At 40.8% G+C, this 17,280-nt stretch carries 11 protein-coding genes; 8 read left to right on the forward strand and 3 right to left on the reverse strand.

The features are described from left to right. The 3 genes from IM509_RS17430 to IM509_RS17440 all read left to right on the forward strand — a co-directional run. Positions 1-5,208 (forward strand): non-ribosomal peptide synthetase (locus IM509_RS17430; RefSeq protein WP_272079500.1); only part of this gene is annotated, 5,208 nt, incomplete at its 5' end. 165 nt (positions 5,209-5,373) lie between these two features. Further along, entirely contained in the window at positions 5,374-9,630 is a 4,257-nt protein-coding gene (locus IM509_RS17435; RefSeq protein WP_185237805.1) for a non-ribosomal peptide synthetase, read from the forward strand. 277 nt (positions 9,631-9,907) lie between these two features. Next, positions 9,908-10,387 carry a hypothetical protein gene (locus IM509_RS17440; protein WP_052278589.1) on the forward strand — a complete coding sequence of 160 codons (480 nt, stop codon included), beginning with the start codon at positions 9,908-9,910 and terminating at the stop codon, positions 10,385-10,387. A 172-nt stretch (positions 10,388-10,559) separates the two neighbouring features. On the opposite strand, the gene IM509_RS17445 is transcribed toward IM509_RS17440, so the two are convergent. Further along, on the reverse strand, positions 10,560-10,718 hold the full coding sequence (locus IM509_RS17445) for a microviridin/marinostatin family tricyclic proteinase inhibitor (protein ID WP_002750786.1): 159 nt from the start codon (positions 10,716-10,718) through the stop codon (positions 10,560-10,562). Positions 10,719-10,903: 185 nt separating this feature from the next. After that, complete coding sequence (locus IM509_RS17450) at positions 10,904-11,230, reverse strand: mannose-binding lectin (RefSeq protein WP_052278278.1); 327 nt, start codon at positions 11,228-11,230, stop codon at positions 10,904-10,906. Between the two features lie 376 nt (positions 11,231-11,606). On the opposite strand from IM509_RS17450, the gene IM509_RS17455 reads away from it, so the two are divergent. The 5 genes from IM509_RS17455 (at position 11,607) to IM509_RS17475 (ending at position 16,787) form a co-directional block, all read left to right on the forward strand. Beyond that, entirely contained in the window at positions 11,607-12,395 is a 789-nt protein-coding gene (locus tag IM509_RS17455; RefSeq protein WP_052278279.1) for a class I SAM-dependent methyltransferase, read from the forward strand. Between the two features lie 38 nt (positions 12,396-12,433). Next, on the forward strand, positions 12,434-13,168 hold the full coding sequence (locus IM509_RS17460; RefSeq protein ID WP_052278280.1) for an SDR family oxidoreductase: 735 nt from the start codon (positions 12,434-12,436) through the stop codon (positions 13,166-13,168). 271 nt (positions 13,169-13,439) lie between these two features. Then, positions 13,440-14,399, forward strand: a complete 960-nt coding sequence (locus tag IM509_RS17465) for an HNH endonuclease (RefSeq protein WP_185237804.1) — start codon at positions 13,440-13,442, stop codon at positions 14,397-14,399. Positions 14,400-14,422: 23 nt separating this feature from the next. Beyond that, entirely contained in the window at positions 14,423-16,024 is a 1,602-nt protein-coding gene (gene dndC, locus IM509_RS17470) for a DNA phosphorothioation system sulfurtransferase DndC (protein WP_185237803.1), read from the forward strand. Positions 16,025-16,094: 70 nt separating this feature from the next. Continuing rightward, the gene (locus tag IM509_RS17475) at positions 16,095-16,787 is read left to right on the forward strand and encodes a M15 family metallopeptidase (protein WP_072924256.1); all 693 of its coding nucleotides are present in this window, start codon (positions 16,095-16,097) and stop codon (positions 16,785-16,787) included. A 78-nt stretch (positions 16,788-16,865) separates the two neighbouring features. Here IM509_RS17475 and IM509_RS17480 read toward each other — a convergent pair whose 3' ends face one another. Further along, positions 16,866-17,270: a response regulator gene (locus IM509_RS17480; RefSeq protein ID WP_185237802.1), complete on the reverse strand. Its 405-nt coding sequence runs from the start codon at positions 17,268-17,270 to the stop codon at positions 16,866-16,868. Between the last annotated feature and the right edge of the window lie 10 nt (positions 17,271-17,280).

The raw sequence follows: 17,280 nt of genomic DNA on the forward strand, positions 1-17,280 counted from the left end.
AAGGGGGGCAATGAGCCGTCAAAATTATATAAAACGGGAGACTTAGCCCGTTATTTACCCGATGGTAAAATCGAATATTTAGGACGGATTGACAATCAGGTAAAACTGCGTGGCTTCCGCATTGAATTGGGAGAAATTGAATCGTTACTCAACCAAAATGAGGCGGTACAGTCTTCTTGTGTGATTGTTCGTGAAGATAATCTAGGGGATAAACGCTTAGTTGCTTACGTTGTACCGCAACCCGAAATCAACCTGACAATTAACGAAATACGGCAATTTTTGCGAGCAAAATTACCCGACTATATGGTTCCAACGGCATTTGTCCTTCTTGATGCTTTCCCCTTAACTCCCAATGGCAAAATCGACCGCCGCGCTTTACCTGTTCCCGATTTACAGGGCAAAGGTGAATATATAGCTCCCCGTAACCCCATTGAAGAAAAAATGGCGCGGATTTGGGCTGAGGTACTGAAATTAGAACGAGTCAGTATTGAGGATAATTTCTTTGAATTAGGTGGACATTCTCTGTTGGCAACTCAAGTTATTTCTCGATTACAGGAAACCTTTGAGATTGTTGTTCCCTTGCGTTATCTGTTTGAATCCCCAACCATTGCTCAGTTAAGTGCGGTAATTTTAAAAGAACTGCAAACAGGTTTAGGGTTAAAGCTACCATCAATTGTCCCCGTTAATCGAGAGGAGGACATTCCCCTATCCTGGGCCCAGGAACGTCTCTGGTTTGTGAATCAATTAGAAGGAGAAAGTGGGGCTTATACTATTGATTTAACGATGCGTTTGCAGGGAAATCTCAATGTTAAAGCCTTAGAAAAAGCTTTCCAGGCAATTATTCAACGCCATGAACCCCTACGGACTCAGTTTAAACTCAAAGATAACAAACCAATACAAGCGATAGATCCTAATGTAACCTTCACCTTACCAGTTGTCAATCTGCAAAACCTCAGTCATTCTGAGCAACAGGTAAAAAATCTGTTATTAGCAGCAGCATCCGAACCCTTTGATCTCGAATCAGGTTCAGTATTACGAGTCAAATTATGGCAAGTCAAGACAGAGGAATATGTACTATTATTAGCTATTCATCATATTGCGGCGGATGGTTGGTCATTAGGTGTTTTAGTTGACGAATTATCGGTCTATTATCGAAGTTTCTGCACCGATACAAAAGCAGATTTATCTGATTTATCAATACAGTATGCTGACTTTGCCGTGTGGCAGCGTCAATGGTTAACTAATGAAGTATTAGACCGTCAATTAAGCTACTGGAAGCAACAATTAACCGGGATTCCCCTACTACACCAACTTCCCACAGACCGTCCCCGGCCAGCAATCCAAAGTTTTCGCGGAGGGACGGAGCGACTGCAACTAGATAGTCAACTAACGCAACAACTGAAAAAACTCAGTCAAGAGTCCGGTAGCACTCTCTTTATGACATTACTAGCGGGTTTTGCTGTGTTACTATCTCGTTATAGTCAACAAACAGATGTGGTAATTGGTTCACCAATTGCTAACCGTAACCGCACCGAAATTGAAGGGTTAATTGGCTTTTTTGTCAATACTTTAGTGTTAAGATTTGATTTATCTCAAGAACCGACCTTTGAGGATTTTCTCGCACAAGTCAGACAAACTACTCAAAACGCCTACGACCATCAAGATTTACCCTTCGAGATGTTAGTCGAAAAATTGCAAATTGAGCGTCATTTAGATCGTAATCCTTTAACACAGATAGTTTTTGCCCTTCAGAATGCTCCTAGTTCTCCCTGGGATTTACCCGGAGTAAACATTGAGGAGATACCATCGGGACTTGATTCAGTTAGGGTTGACTTAGAAGTTTACCTCTGGGATGCAGCCGAAGGATTGGGCGGTTTTTGCTCTTATAACAGGGATTTATTTGATGCTGAAACTATTGTCCGTATGATGACTCATTTTAAGACTTTGTTGGCGGCAATTGTGGAAAATCCACAGCAACCGGTGGCTTTACTACCCTTATTAACCCCAGAGGAAGAGTATCAACTATTAGAGGGTTGGAATGAGACAAAAGCTGATTACTCCTATAACAAGTGTATTCATCAATTAATTGAGGAACAAGCAGCGCGTACCCCTGATGGAGTAGCAGTAGTCTTTGAAAATCAACAGTTGACCTATGCAGAATTAAATAGTCGGGCCAATCAACTAGCTCACTATTTACGCTCTTTAGGTGTAGAAACCGAGGTAATAGTCGGTTTATGTGTAGAGCGCTCTTTAGACATGATTGTGGCATTAATAGGCATCCTTAAAGCCGGTGGGGCTTATCTACCCCTTGACCCAGAATATCCTCAAGAACGCCTACAATTTATGTTAGAGGATAGTCAAGTCTCCTTATTACTAACCCAACATTCACTAATTGATAAACTCCCCAACCATCAAGGCCAAACAGTCTTTTTAGAAGAAATTTGGGAAAAAACTGCCCAATATAGCCAGGATAACCTGACGGCGAAAGTAACCCCCTCTAATTTGGCCAATGTGATTTATACCTCTGGTTCTACAGGCAAACCCAAAGGCGTGATGGTAGAACATAAAGGATTGTGCAATCTCGCTCAAGCTCAAATTCAGACTTTTGGTGTCTATTCTCAGAGTCGTGTTCTCCAGTTTGTTTCCCTAAGCTTTGATGTTTGTATATCAGAAATCTTAATGGCACTAGGGTCTGGGTCTGGGTCAACACTTTTCTTAGCAACAAAAGACTCTCTAATGCCTGGTCTGCCCTTAATTAAGCGATTAAGCGATTATGCCATTACCCATATTAGTTTACCTCCATCAGCTTTGGCGGTTTTGCCTTTAGTCGAATTATCAACGTTAAAAACAATAATTGTCGGGGGTGAAGCTTGTTCTTCCGAACTGATCAAACAATGGTCTGCGGGGCGAAACTTTTTCAACGCTTATGGGCCAACCGAAGGAAGTGTTTGTGCCACGATCGCAAAATGTACGCCTTTCGATGAAAAAATAACCATTGGTCGTCCGCTTCCCAATGTGCAGATTTATATTTTAGACCCTCATTTACAACCAGTTCCTATCGGAGTAGCTGGGGAATTACATATTGGCGGTGCGGGGTTAGCCAGGGGTTATCTGAATCGCCCAGAATTGACCGCCGAGAAGTTTATCTCTAACCCGTTTGTCTCCCTTGATCCCCCCCTAACCCCCCTTGATAAGGGGGGAGAGCAGCCGTCAAAATTATACAAAACGGGAGATTTAGCCCGTTATTTACCCGATGGTCAGATTGAATATCTGGGACGGATTGACAACCAAGTTAAAGTGCGGGGTTTCCGTATCGAGTTAGGGGAAATTGAAGCAGTTTTGAGCCAACATCCCTTAGTACAAGAAGCGGTTGTGATAGCTCGCGCTGATCAGGCAAGTGATCATGATCATGACCAGCTTAATACTAATTTAGTAGCCTACTTAGTTCCGGCTCTCAAGGATCAAGTATTGCCTGAACAGCTGGTTCAATGGCAGAGTGAATATGTTAGTGATTGGCAAAAGATTTATGAAGAATCCTACAGTAAACCCCAACCTCAAATTGAAGACCCCACTTTTAATATTAGTGGTTGGAATAGTAGTTATACAGGACAAGCTATTCCGCCAGCAGAAATGCGGGAATGGGTTGATCAGACAGTGAGCCGAATTTTAGGAAATCAACCACCACAACGAGTGTTAGAAATTGGTTGCGGAAGTGGATTATTGCTATTCCGTGTGGCGAAACATTGTCAGGAATATTGGGGAGCCGATTATTCCGCTGCTACCATTAATAACCTCGAACATTTATGTGGCACAATTGAGGGTTTAGAGGGCAAAGTAAAATTATTACACCGAACAGCCGATGATTTTACCGGCATTCCCCAAGCTACTTTCGATCGAGTAGTAATTAACTCTGTTGTTCAGTATTTCCCTAGTGTGGATTATCTATTACAAGTTATCGCAGGAGCAGTCAAGACGATTGCGGATCGGGGTAAGATTTTCTTAGGTGATATTCGTAGTTTGTCCTTACTAGAGCCTTACCATGCGGCGGTACAGTTAGCTCGCGCTGAAGCTAATAAAACCCTTGAACAATGGCAAAAACAGGTGAATCAAAGTGTAGCTACCGAAGAAGAATTGTTAATTGCACCTCAGTTCTTTATCGCGCTTAAACAACGTTTTCCGCGAATTTCTTGGGTAGAAATTGCCCCGAAACGGGGTCAGGCTGACAATGAGTTAACCCAATTCCGCTATGATGTTACTTTACATCTGGATACTGATGGGCAAAAAACGACAATTCCTTGGCTAAATTGGCAGCGGGATCGGTTTTCTTTAGCGCAACTACAAGATAAACTAAAACTAGAACAACCAGAATATTTAGGCATCAGAGATGTACCCAATCAACGATTACAAAAGGCCCTACAAATTTTAGACTGTTTAGAAAATCCTCCGGGAGTAAAAACGGTGGGAGAATTGCGACAATTGTTAGGAAAAAATAGCGGGATAGGGATTAATCCTGAGCAAATGTGGCAACTGGGAGAACAGTTAGGTTACACTGTTCATCTCAGTTGGTGGGAAGGTAGTCAAGATGGTTCTTTCGATGTGGTTTTCTGTCGCCAGAATGCCATCCTCGAACCGATAATAAATAAAATTGATCAACAACCATACCCCAATTTTTGGGATGATGAGACGATTATTCCCAAATCCTGGACTGATTATACGAATAATCCCCTATATGGTAAATTAGTCCAGAAGTTAGTGCCACAGGTGCGGGAATTTGTCCAACAAAAGCTACCTAGTTATATGGTTCCCCAGGCTTTTGTTTTGCTTAATGCCCTACCTTTGACTCCTAATGGTAAAGTAGATCGACAGGCTTTGCCTACTCCCGATACAGCTAAACGCAATTTAGCTACGGGATTTCTCGCACCTCGTACCCCGATTGAAACTCAAATGTCTCAAATTTGGAGTGAAGTTTTGGGAGTCGAACGTATTGGGATTAAGGATAATTTCTTTGAATTGGGAGGACATTCTTTGTTAGCAACTCAGGTTATTTCCCGTTCCCGCGATCTTTTCTCGGTGGAATTGTCTTTACAAAATTTGCTAGAATACCCAACTATCGCTAATTTAGCCCAAATTATTGAAGTTCTTACCGTTGCACCGGGAGAAATAGCTATGACTGAAAGCTTAGAAGATTATGAGGATGGTGAATTATAAAAACAGTTAAAGTTTTAGCTGCTCTCAATAGTTTAGCAAGACAGTTAAAACGGCAAAGGACAAATATTGATCCTAGTCAATAGCAATCTGATGGACTTTTTCATCCTCAGGGCAAACTTCGTGATTTAGAGCTAATTTAACAACAACTTTGGAGGCAATTGGTAAGTGAAAGTAGGAGATTTTTTAGCGTATTTGAAGGGTTTAGAGATTAAACTATGGCTGGAAGGCGAAAAACTTCGTTTTCAGGCTCCCAAAGGGGTTATGACCCCAGAAATTAAAGAAGAAATCGCCGCCAAAAAACCTGAAATTTTGGACTTTTTAAGAGCGGCAAAAATCCCAACTAATACTGTTGATTTAGAGATTATTCCTGTATCACGGGATCAGGATTTACCCCTCTCTTTTGCTCAACAACGACTCTGGTTTCTGCAGCAACTTTCCCCCGATAGTCATTCCTATAATCTGTTAGACGCTTTACGGTTAGAAGGAAACCTCAATCTGTTGGCTTTAGAACAAAGTCTCAGTGAACTAATTCGCCGTCACGAAATTTTAAGAACCACTTTTCCTATGGTGGAAGGGCAACCAATTCAGCGCATTGCTCCCCCTTCACCCGTCAGTTTACCCCTTCAAGATTTACAAAATTTATCAAAAAATGAACAAACAGAACATCTGCAAGAAATAGCGATTGCTTTCTCCTTAAAACCCTTTGATTTAGCCAAGGAATCATTAGTCCAATTTAAGTTACTTAAACTGGGTTCTCAAGAGTATGTATTGCTGTTGAAGATGCACCATATTATTTACGATGGTTGGTCTTTGAGCATCTTCTTTGGTGAATTATCTCAATTTTATGCAGCCTTTGTTCAGGGATTGCCTTCCCCTCTCCCTGAATTATCGATTCAATACGCCGATTTTGCCGTATGGCAACGTCAATGGCTAACCGGTGAAGTCTTGGAACGTCAACTTAATTACTGGCAAAAACAGTTACAAGATGCACCTACTATTTTAGAATTGCCGACGGATTATCCCCGCCCCCCAATTCCTAGTTTCCAGGGTGATGGGCAGGTTTTTCGCCTGAATCAAGACTTAACGCAACGCCTCAAAAGGTTAAGTCAGGAGTCAGGAGCAACACTATTTATGACTTTACTGGCGGCTTTTTTTGTCCTAATTTCTCGTTATAGTGGTCAATTAGATGTTTTGGTGGGTTCTCCCATCGCTAATCGTAATAGTTCGGCAATTGAGAAATTGATGGGCTTTTTTGCCAATACTTTGGCTTTCAGAGGTAATCTAGAAGGAAATCCGAGTTTTATCGAGTTATTAGAACGAGTAAAGCAAACAACTTTATCAGCTTATGCCCATCAAGATTTGCCTTTTGAAATGTTAGTAGAAAAATTACAATTAAACCGAGATTTAAGTCATAATCCTTTGATACAGGTAATGTTCTCACTGCAAAATACTCCCCAATCTGAGGCCAGTTTATCTGGCTTAAAGATGGAGAGTTTGCCTTTATCTGTTGAGCTTAAAGCGCGATTTGATTTAGAGGTAAATTTTTGGGAAGTTTCTGATCGTTTAGAAGCGGTTTGGTGTTATAGTACGGATTTGTTTGCTGCCCCCACCATTAACCAAATGGGGCAACATTTTCAAAATCTCTTAACTGCGATTGCAGCTAATCCCAATAGGGGAATTTTTGAGTTATCGATGTTAAGTGATGAAGAACGTTATCAATTGTTATCATTGTGGAACGAAACTCACACAGATTATCCCTCTGATAAATGTATTCATCAGTTATTTGAAGAACAGGTAAAATGCACACCCGATGCGGTAGCAGTGGTATGTTCAGATCAACAATTAACCTACAATGAATTAAATTGTCGAGCTAATCAATTAGCTCATTACCTGCAAAAATTAGGAGTAAAACCAGATGAATTAGTGGGGATTTGTCTAGAGCGTTCCTTCGACATGATTGTGGGATTATTGGCTATTCTTAAAGTCGGTGGAGCTTATGTTCCTATTGACCCAGATTATCCCCAAGAACGCATTAGCTTTATGCTCCAAGATACCCAATTTAAAATAATATTAACCTGCGAATATTTACAGGCTTCCCTGCCAAATCATAATGCTATTTTTGTCTGTTTAGACAAAGATTGGGAACAAATTAATCAGGCAAGTCTGGAGAATCTGAACAGCACAGTTTCTGCGGATAATTTAGCCTACGTTATTTATACTTCTGGTTCTACAGGAATACCCAAAGGTGTTATCGTCGGTCATCAAGCAGTTAATCGACTGGTATTAAATACCAATTACATCCAGTTTACTCCTGATGACCGCGTTGTGCAAGCGTCTAATATTGCTTTTGATGCCGCTACTTTTGAAATTTGGGGGGCTTTACTTAACGGTGCTAAGATTATTATTATTGCTAAATCAGTTCTGCTCTCACCCCAAGAATTGGCAGTAAGCTTAAAGGAAAATCAGATTAGTGTCTTATTTTTAACCACAGCACTTTTTAATCAGTTAGCTAATTTAGTTCCCCAAGCTTTTAGTAACTTACGATGCTTACTATTTGGGGGTGAAGCAGTTGAACCAAAATGGGTACAAGAGGTACTAGAAAAAGGTGCGCCACAACGGTTGCTTCATGTCTATGGTCCAACGGAAAATACAACGTTTTCTTCTTGGTATTTAGTGGAAAACGTAGCTTCTACAGCGACAACTATTCCCATTGGTAAAGCGATTGCCAATACCCAAATCTATTTACTGGATAAAAATCTGCAACCTGTCCCGATTGGTGTAGTAGGAGAATTACATATTGCTGGTGCAGGATTAGCCAAAGGTTATCTTAACCGTCCCGAATTAACCCAAGAAAAATTTATTCCTAATCCTTTTGAGAAGGATGAAGTGATCCCCCCAACCCTCCTTAATAAGGGGGGCAATGAGCCGTCAAAATTATATAAAACGGGAGACTTAGCGCGTTATTTACCCGATGGTAATATTGAATATGTAGGACGGATTGACAATCAAGTAAAAATTCGCGGCTTCCGTATTGAATTAGGAGAAATTGAGTCCGTACTTAGTCAAAATCAGGCGGTACAGTCTTCCTGTGTGATTGTTCGTGAAGACAATCCGGGGGAAAAACAGTTAGTTGCCTATATTGTACCTAAGCTAGGAGTAAAGCTAACAAGTGGCGATTTGCGTCAATTTCTTAGCGATAAATTGCCCGGTTATATGGTTCCGGGTGCTTTTGTGATGCTGGAGTTTTTCCCTTTAACAGCTAACGGAAAAATTGATCGCCGTGCGTTAAAAGCTCCCAGTAACACCAGTGATTCAGACAGATTTATTGGAGCGCGTAATCAGTTAGAATTAAACCTTGTGCAAATCTGGTCAAAAGTGCTAAAGATTGACAAAATTAGCGTGCAGGATAACTTTTTTGACCTCGGTGGCCATTCCCTTTTAGCTCCTTATTTAATCACCCAAATTAAAGAACAGTTAGGCAAAGAAATTGCCGTAACTACAATATTTCAAAACCCAACTATTGAACAGTTAGCGACCATTATCCAAACTGATGCAGATTCCTCTAACCAGTCTTGTTTAGTTCCCATTCAACCCCAGGGTTCAAAGCCGCCTTTTTTCTGTGTTCCAGGCGCTGGAGGACGACCATTTTATTTTTACCATTTAGGACGTTGTTTAGGAAAAGATCAACCTTTCTACAGTTTTGAAAATGATCTCTATCAACAGTTTGGAGAAATCAGTCGCATTGAGGATATAGCCAGTATTTATATTAAAGCCATGCAGGATTTACAACCCCAAGGACCCTACTTTTTGGGAGGACATTCCTACGGTGGTAATGTGGCTTTTGAAATGGCTCAACAGTTGGTTAATCAGGGTCAACAAGTGGCATTACTAGCAATCATTGATTCTTCAGCACCCACCTATAAAGACAAACAAATTTTGCTTGATTATATTAATTGGGATCATGCGCGGTGGTTAGCTGAAGTCAGCAAAGGTATCGAAGTTTATTTAGATAAAACCGTCGATATTTCCTATAAAACTCTTCAAGTCTTAACAGTGGAGGAACAATTAAAATACGCCTTAAACTTTTTTAAACTGGCTAATATGCTTCCCCCCAATGCGGAAACTAGGCAGCTTGAAAAAATTGTCCAAGCCTATAAAACTAGCTGTTTATGTCTGATTGATTATCTCCCTAAACAGACTTATCCTGGTAAAATCACGATTATACGGGCCAGTGAGGAATTAGCTGATGATCCAAATAAAGATTTAATAGCTGGAGATTGCGAGGATTCTTCTTTAGGCTGGAGTGAATTTTCTACAGAGCCAGTTGAGATTCATTTCGTACTAGGAAATCATGTCTCGATTATGGTGGAACCCCATGTCCAGATTTTAGCCGAAGAGTTAAAAGTTTGCCTTGAGATTTGATACCAAACCCGTTTTTAAGACTATGATTAACTCCCAATCCAACTTGAAAACCCCAGTTATCAATTGTTTCTACCCAATCTCCTCTATCTTTTAAACAGGATTTAATCTAAGAACTGACGATTTTCTACAAGTTGTGTGAACAGTAAGACTAATGTAGAATGCTGCAAGGCATCTGATTGCTAGACAGCCGATTTGTATTCTTTTGCCTTACCATGGATTTTATATGACTGAAATCCCGACCAACCAATCCAACTTAGTGATTTTAGGAGTCTCATCAATGACGGAAACTACTGAAACGGCCATTCCCAATGATTTTCTCGGAATTAATCCCACAGAAATCAACAAAAAACTTGTCTCCTGGGGAATTTCTCTGGATGAAGTTGTTCAAAAACTTGCATCTCTGGGACTCCCCGGCATTATTTTCATTATTGCTGTTGCCGCATCTGGTGGTACTGCCTATCCTGCGATTTACGCACTTTTTGGGTTAGGCGGTCCGCTGGGACTAATTGGTGGACTTGGGGTCTTAGGCATCTCTACCATTATTGGTGACATTGTTACGGGTTATGGCATTGAGGCACTGCTTAAAACGGTCTATCTCAAACGTCGTGAAACAGAAACTCAAGAATATCTCATCAATGAGGTGGAAGGTTTGCCAATTTCTCAAGTTCTAAAACTTAACCTGAAAAAGGCTATTGAAGTAGAAATTGCTGCCGAAGAACCTGTTGCTCCCAAAGAAGTCGAAATTGCTGAAGAGTAGTTTTAACTTGACTAAGCACTTTCTCCCTCCTCTCTCCTGCTGCCCTCACCGGCCAATTGACTTGTTTAGCAAACCCTAAATACAACAAAAAACCGCCATAAATCTTACTCCTGCTTGACTTATGGCGGCAGTTTATTTCTGTCTGAATTACTGAAAGCAATCTTTAAATTAATTAACTATCTTCCCAGTCAGAAGGCCATTTCCAAGTCCAAACGGGAGCGGGTTCAGAATCGGGGGGGGAATCGGGAGTCGGAGCCTCGTCTTGGTCCGCAGACAAAAAACGAGCAAAGAAGGGGATTGCTTTACTCTGTTCGCTATTAGGATAATTCATGGTCATTCCTAGTTTTGAGTGGCAGCTTTTTCAAGATAGCTGCGATTACCTTGCGATAGTAACATATATTGCCGTCTTACTCAAGTCAAATACTTGGTGAACTACCTACACTTTTCTTGCGGGTAAGTGTAGGTTTCCTAGCCAACAGATAGCGGAATCGTGGATTTCTTGCGTCCTCCCCTACCCTATCCGATTTCCAGTTGGCTATCGTTATTATCGATCTGACTGTCTAACAGTATTTGCGTAGGTTTCCATTCCCCATCCATTGTTTGACAAGTACACACCAACCATACGGATTGCTCTCCATCCCCGAACTCAAGGTGACAATCTTGGCAGGTTTCTTGGAAGTTTTGATCCCCGAACTGCAATTCCCCATCTATATTACCGATATGGTCACTAAGCCTCAGTTCGGTAGGGAGCCATTCTCCATCGCGAGCTTGGCACTCAGCACTCAGGATTGTGCTGTTAGGGTCGTAGTTGATACTGCTACAAGTGTGCGAAAAATTAGGCATGACAACTCTGTGTTTTAAAAAACAGTATGATTCAGCATAGTGCCTTAACGGCCGACATTCCGCACATCTTCATATACTTTTATATATTTTTACATTCCCCAAGATGTTTTGACGAAAAACCTTCATTGTACAAACTACTATTAAGAACATTTTCAATAATTGATTTTTTCTGAGAAAAAAATTGACAATTCTTCACCTTGATCAAAATCCATGATTGTAGCTATAATCTTTACTGGCAAAGGATTGTAAGCAATATATTAGTAAAAATTATTAATTGAATGTTAAGAAGTGCGGAAAGTGGGTACTTCCCGCTCTACTAAGCCAAATCGTGTTAAACTAATGTAGTTTTTGCCGAAACAGTTAAGTGAGTTTAACAATGGATAAAAATGAATGGATTAGTAGATTCGATGATTTAATTTGTAGTCCTTCGATTCGAGAGTTTTATGGTGAAAGAGAGTTTTTTAATGTCGGTTATTGGCTCTCCCATACTCAAGATCAACAGGAAGCATCCTCTACTCTGATGGAGAAACTTTTAGAATTTATTCCCAACAAACAGGGAACAATTCTTGATGTTGGCTGTGGTTTGGGAGCAACTACCCATTATCTTCTCAAATATTACCCATTGACAGCAATTGTGGGGATTAACATTTCTCCGACACAAATTGCCAGAAGTCTCTTGAATTTTCCCGAGGGTAAATTTCTGTTAATGGATGCGGTAGAGATGGATTTTGCCGATCATTCTTTTGAGCAAATTATTTGTGTAGAAGCGGCTTTTTATTTTAATACCAGGCGGCAATTCTTGCAAGAAGCTTGGCGAGTATTAAAGCCGGGGGGAACCTTAATTCTCTCAGATCTGAGTTTTGCCACAACGGAACTTTTGGGGGATTGGACAGTTCCCCAAGCAAACACGGTCAAAGATATTGCCGAGTATCAAAATCTTTATCAACAGGCAGGGTTTAAAGATGTTCAATTTGTCGAGGTGACGGAGGAGTGCTGGTTCAGACATTTTCGCCATCTTAAGTCTTGGTTAACAGAGGAATTGCAATCGGGAAAATTAGACGAAGAAACCTATAATTTAAACATTAAGCCTCTCGATAATTTGCTAAGTTCCTCGGTCATAACTTATTGGTTAGTTGCTGCCCAAAAGCCAGTCAATGAACTGTAATAGTTGTAAGTTTTTCTTGAATTTTTGGAGACAAAAAAATGTTTGATTCCTTATCGGGTAAAAAAGTCGTTATTATTGGTGCAAGCTCCGGGATTGACCTAGCGATTGCTCAAAAATTGCTCTCCCTAGGGGCAAAAGTGGTGCTTTCCCATGCTTCTCAAGAGAAATTAGCTGCCGCTGTTGCCCTAATTTCCGGGGAGATTGAAGCCAAAACTGTTAATTTTTTAGAAGAAGATTCTGTTAATGCCTTTTTTGCAGAAATTGGCAACTTTGACCATTTAGTAGTCACCTCTCTCGGAGACAGAAATATGCCGCGAGCCTTATTAACCGAAATGACCGCAGAAACGGCCCGGGGAGGTATGGAGAAATTCTGGGCAACCTTTTTAGCAGTGCGTGGCTCCCTGAAAACTTTGGCCAAGGACGGTTCTATTACCCTGACATCCAGCGTCACTATGTTCAAATATTCCAAAATGGGCGGAATTTCCGTCATAGCCGCCGCTAATAGTGCCGTAGCCGTATTTGGACGCGCCCTCGCCCTAGAACTCGCTCCTATTCGCGTTAACGTTGTTGCCCCCGGATTAATAGAAGATACAAGCATCTGGACCAGTCAAGGTGATTCGGAACGCTCCGACCTGAGCAAATGGGCGGTTTCTGCTCTACCTGTCGAACATTTAGGGCAACCCGAAGAAGTCGCCCTAGCAGTATTGAGTTTGATTATCAACCCCTATATGACAGGGGTGGTTTTACCCGTGGACGGTGGAGTTACTCTTTAATCCCTAACTGGACTTAAACCCTCAACCCGGGAAAGTGATACTAAATCCTCTTTAAAGGGTATAGGAGGGAGTGGGAAGCGGGTTTTTAAAGTTGGATTAAGGGTTGATCATAGTACATAAGTTCGGTAATGTGCGATCGCTTGTCAGCCGCGCTCGATCGATGTTATTATGACTATCTCTCTAGGCTTTTTATATTTTTCTCTCTCGCTGGGATGTTTTTCTGTATGCTGGTAATAGTTTCCTTTTTTTACCCGCATATCTCCCCCCCCCTATGGTCGATAGTCTTCCCCTACGCAATTTAAAATATTATTGTGACTTATTTTCTAAAATTAAAGTCAATAAGTCTAAGCAAAGTGGTGAAGCACCTTATAAGCCTATCTTATTATTATCAGTAATTGAGTTAATTAGTGATTCTCAAATTCAAGATAATAAAATATATATTTCTGATGACTTAATCGATACTTTTGATAAGTATTGGAAGCGTTTAAACCCAGATACTTTTAAAGGTGGGTTAGCTTTACCATTCTTTCATCTAAAAAATGACGGATTTTGGAAGCTAAAGTTTAGTGATATTTATAGTGGGGGCCGTCCTCAAACTATTCCCAAAATTAGAGCAGATGTAGATTATGCGATTTTAGATGAGGAATTGTATAAACTTTTACAGGAACCAGAAGCTAGACGACAGCTAATTGATACTCTAATAGAAGCTTGGTTTTCTTCTAGTCAAAAGCAATTAGAAGATATTTTAGAAATTAATCAAGTCTTACAACAAGATGATGACACTCAACTAGATCGTAGCGTTTTAGATGCAGGAGAAACACAGACAAAATATTATTTTAGAAAGTCTATAGTTAGAGATGCGTTATTTCGCAAGTCAGTAGTCCATTTATACGATTATCAATGCTCTTTTTGTGGTCTTAAAGTCATCCACTCCTTGACACAAAGTATTGTCGATGGCGCACATATCAAACCTTTTGCCAGATTCTATGATAACCAGATAAACAATGGTTTATCTCTTTGTAAAAATCATCATTGGGCATTCGATCAAGGACTATTTGCTATTGACGATCAATACAAAATTATGATTAGTAAAGACTTTCAAGAAATTTCTCCTAATGCTAAAGCTATTAAAGACTTTCATGGTATGAATATTTTATTACCCACTCTAGAAAATCACTATCCAAAACTTGAAGCTATCCAATGGCATCGTCAGAATATTTTTAGAAATTAGTTGATCTTTTTGTTGATAATATTATGCTTGAAAAAACAACTTCTATTTTTCCTAATCGTGCTATAGAGGAGTTCGTAGAAGATATCAAAAGTATTACTCAAGAAATACAAGAGTTATATTGTCTAGACAGTATTCCCTGGATCATAGGTGTATCTTGGGGAAAAGATAGTACGGCAGTTTTACAATTGGTTTGGAATGCGATCACTAAGTTGCCAGAAGAAAAAAGACAAAAAAAAGTTTACGTCATAACGACAGATACATTGGTAGAAAATCCGATAGTAACTGCATGGGTAAATAAATCAATTGGTCAACTGAGAATTGCGGCAGAACAACAAAAAATGCCAATAGAAGCTCATATATTACATCCAGAAGTTTTAGGAAGGTATTGGGTTTGTTTGATTGGCAAAGGATATCCAGCACCGAGAATAAGATTTAGATGGTGTACTGAACGACTAAAAATTAATCCAGCTAATCAATTCATTCGACAAGTAGTTCGTGAAAGTGGAGAAGTTATTTTAGTTTTAGGAATGCGTAAAGCTGAGAGCCAAAAGAGAGCCAATGTCATGGCGAAACACGAAAAAGGTAGATTAAGAGATCGTCTGAGTCCTCGACCAAGTTTGATTAATTCTCTTGTTTATACTCCTATTGAGGACTGGCGCAACGACGAGGTATGGATGTACTTAATGCAGTGGGAAAATCCCTGGGGAGGAGATAACAAAGAATTATTAGCAATGTATCGAGGAGCGACTGCGGATAATGAATGTCCCCTAGTGGTAGATACTTCCACTCCTAGCTGTGGAGATTCGCGCTTAGGTTGTTGGGTGTGTACGTTGGTGAATAAAGATAAATCGATGGAGGCAATGATACAGAATGACGAAGAAAAAGAATGGTTACAACCGCTTTTAGAGCTTCGCAACGAATTAGATATAGAAGATGACCGACCAAAACGGGATTTTCGCCGTATCTTTGGGAAAGTACAATTATTTGAAAGAAACTTAAATGGAGAAATATCGATCGAACCCATACCCGGCCCTTATACTAAACAATGGCGGGAATATTGGCTGAGAAGGGTATTAGAAGCTCAGGAGAGCGTGCGTACTAATGCCCCAGAGGAGATGAAAGATATTACCCTAATTACCACGGAGGAACTCAGCGAAATTCGCCGGATTTGGAGGGAAGAAAAGCACGAATTTGATGACCAATTACCGAAGATTTATAAACAAGTGACTGGAGAAACTTTTCAAGATCCGCGACCGGGGGCGGATAATAATCTTTTGGGGAGTGAAGAATGGGATATCCTCGCGGATATCTGTGCCGAGGATTCCATGCACCTAGAATTATTGGCTAAACTTATCGATACAGAACGTCAATATTTTCTCAAAATCTCTCGCAAGGGTATTTACAAAGACCTAGAAAAATGCTTTGAGTCTAGTTCTCGTAGTAAAGAGGAAGCGATCGAAAATGCTCGTTATGTCTATGATCTAAAGAATGCCGCTCAAAGTGGCAATATTGCTCAGGTAAAAGAACAACTCAAAGAGAGTTTTAGTGAACCGGAAAAAGACCCACAAAAACAGTTAACTTGGGCCAGTATGAAATTCCCTACAACCGTTGAGGAGGAGGAATAACGGGTTTATTGTACCCGTAAACTGGCGATCGAGTTGACCATCAATAAAATTACTGTTTCTCGACGACGCGATGAAACCCTACCAAAAAATTCCTATTCGTGAATGTGGGGAACCCCTAGTACCTATACCCGCAGATAAGTTTGTTATCCCTTCTCCCCATGCTTACGAGAAATTAGGAGCTAATTATCGGGGTAAATCTCCCTATTTTTTGCGACAAGGGGTCTTAAATCCCCTGATTGACGCTCAAAACCGTCTGCAAGTCTATCAACCCGGTTGGCAAATTTTGATTTTTGATGCCTATCGACCGATCGAAGTGCAACAATTTATGGTCGATTATAGTTTTCAGACTCTCCTAGACACAAGAGGATTAGCCAAAGAGAAACTATCGGAGGCAGAAAGTCAAGCGATTTTAACAGAAGTTTACACTATTTGGGCAATTCCCAGCGATAATGCCGCCACCCCGCCTCCCCATAGTACCGGAGCGGCGATCGATATTACCCTAGTGGACGAGAAGGGACAAACCATCGACATGGGAGGAGAAATCGATGAGATCGGAGAGCGATCGCATCCCGATCATTATATTGCCGCAAAAAGCCCACGAGAACAGAGCTATCATCAAAAACGAGTTTTATTGGCTAAAGTGATGGAGGAGGCGGGATTTAGCCGACATAAGGGGGAATGGTGGCATTTTTCCCTAGGGGATCAGATGTGGGCCTGGTCGCTCGATCGAGCCTACGCCATCTATGGCAGAGTGGAGGATTAGGGAGATAGCTGTTAGGAGTAAACTGAAAGCAGCTGGTCTAGATCAATACTGATATACTAACAAAAGAAGACTCAAAGCTTAGACTGAATCCCGAGGGATAATCGCCAAAATTTGCTCAACAAAAGCTTGGTGATCAACCACCGGTTTAGAAATATAACCATCGGCCCGACTCTGCTTGAGAAAATTCTCTCGATCGCCCTCCATAGCGTGAGCGGTGACGAGAATAACGGGTAAATCGGCGGTTTCGGGGTTAGCTTTGAGAATTTGGCTGATTTTAATGCCATCTACCGCTTTCCCTTCATAGACACTATGGGAGAGAGAGACATCCATTAAGATCACATCCGCTTTCTTGTCCCGAGCAATACGAAGCACTTCTTCCACATCTTCGGTCCCTTTAACCTCTAGACCACCTCGTTTGGTCAAAATTTTGGCAAAAACGCGAAAATTAATCGGGTCGTCTTCTACAATCAAAACAGTCGTCATAGGGATGCTC

Source organism: Microcystis sp. M31BS1, from assembly GCF_020245285.1.
GTDB classification, from domain to species: domain Bacteria; phylum Cyanobacteriota; class Cyanobacteriia; order Cyanobacteriales; family Microcystaceae; genus Microcystis; species Microcystis panniformis.

Excerpts from the sequence above, each read along its gene's own strand:
- IM509_RS17440 (WP_052278589.1), top strand. The coding sequence starts at position 9,908 with ATGACGGAAACTACTGAAACGGCCATTCCCAATGATTTTCTCGGAATT.
- IM509_RS17445 (WP_002750786.1), bottom strand. The coding sequence starts at position 10,718 with ATGAATTATCCTAATAGCGAACAGAGTAAAGCAATCCCCTTCTTTGCT.
- IM509_RS17450 (WP_052278278.1), bottom strand. The coding sequence starts at position 11,230 with ATGCCTAATTTTTCGCACACTTGTAGCAGTATCAACTACGACCCTAAC.
- IM509_RS17455 (WP_052278279.1), top strand. The coding sequence starts at position 11,607 with ATGGATAAAAATGAATGGATTAGTAGATTCGATGATTTAATTTGTAGT.
- IM509_RS17460 (WP_052278280.1), top strand. The coding sequence starts at position 12,434 with ATGTTTGATTCCTTATCGGGTAAAAAAGTCGTTATTATTGGTGCAAGC.
- IM509_RS17465 (WP_185237804.1), top strand. The coding sequence starts at position 13,440 with ATGGTCGATAGTCTTCCCCTACGCAATTTAAAATATTATTGTGACTTA.
- dndC (WP_185237803.1), top strand. The coding sequence starts at position 14,423 with ATGCTTGAAAAAACAACTTCTATTTTTCCTAATCGTGCTATAGAGGAG.
- IM509_RS17475 (WP_072924256.1), top strand. The coding sequence starts at position 16,095 with ATGAAACCCTACCAAAAAATTCCTATTCGTGAATGTGGGGAACCCCTA.
- IM509_RS17480 (WP_185237802.1), bottom strand. The coding sequence starts at position 17,270 with ATGACGACTGTTTTGATTGTAGAAGACGACCCGATTAATTTTCGCGTT.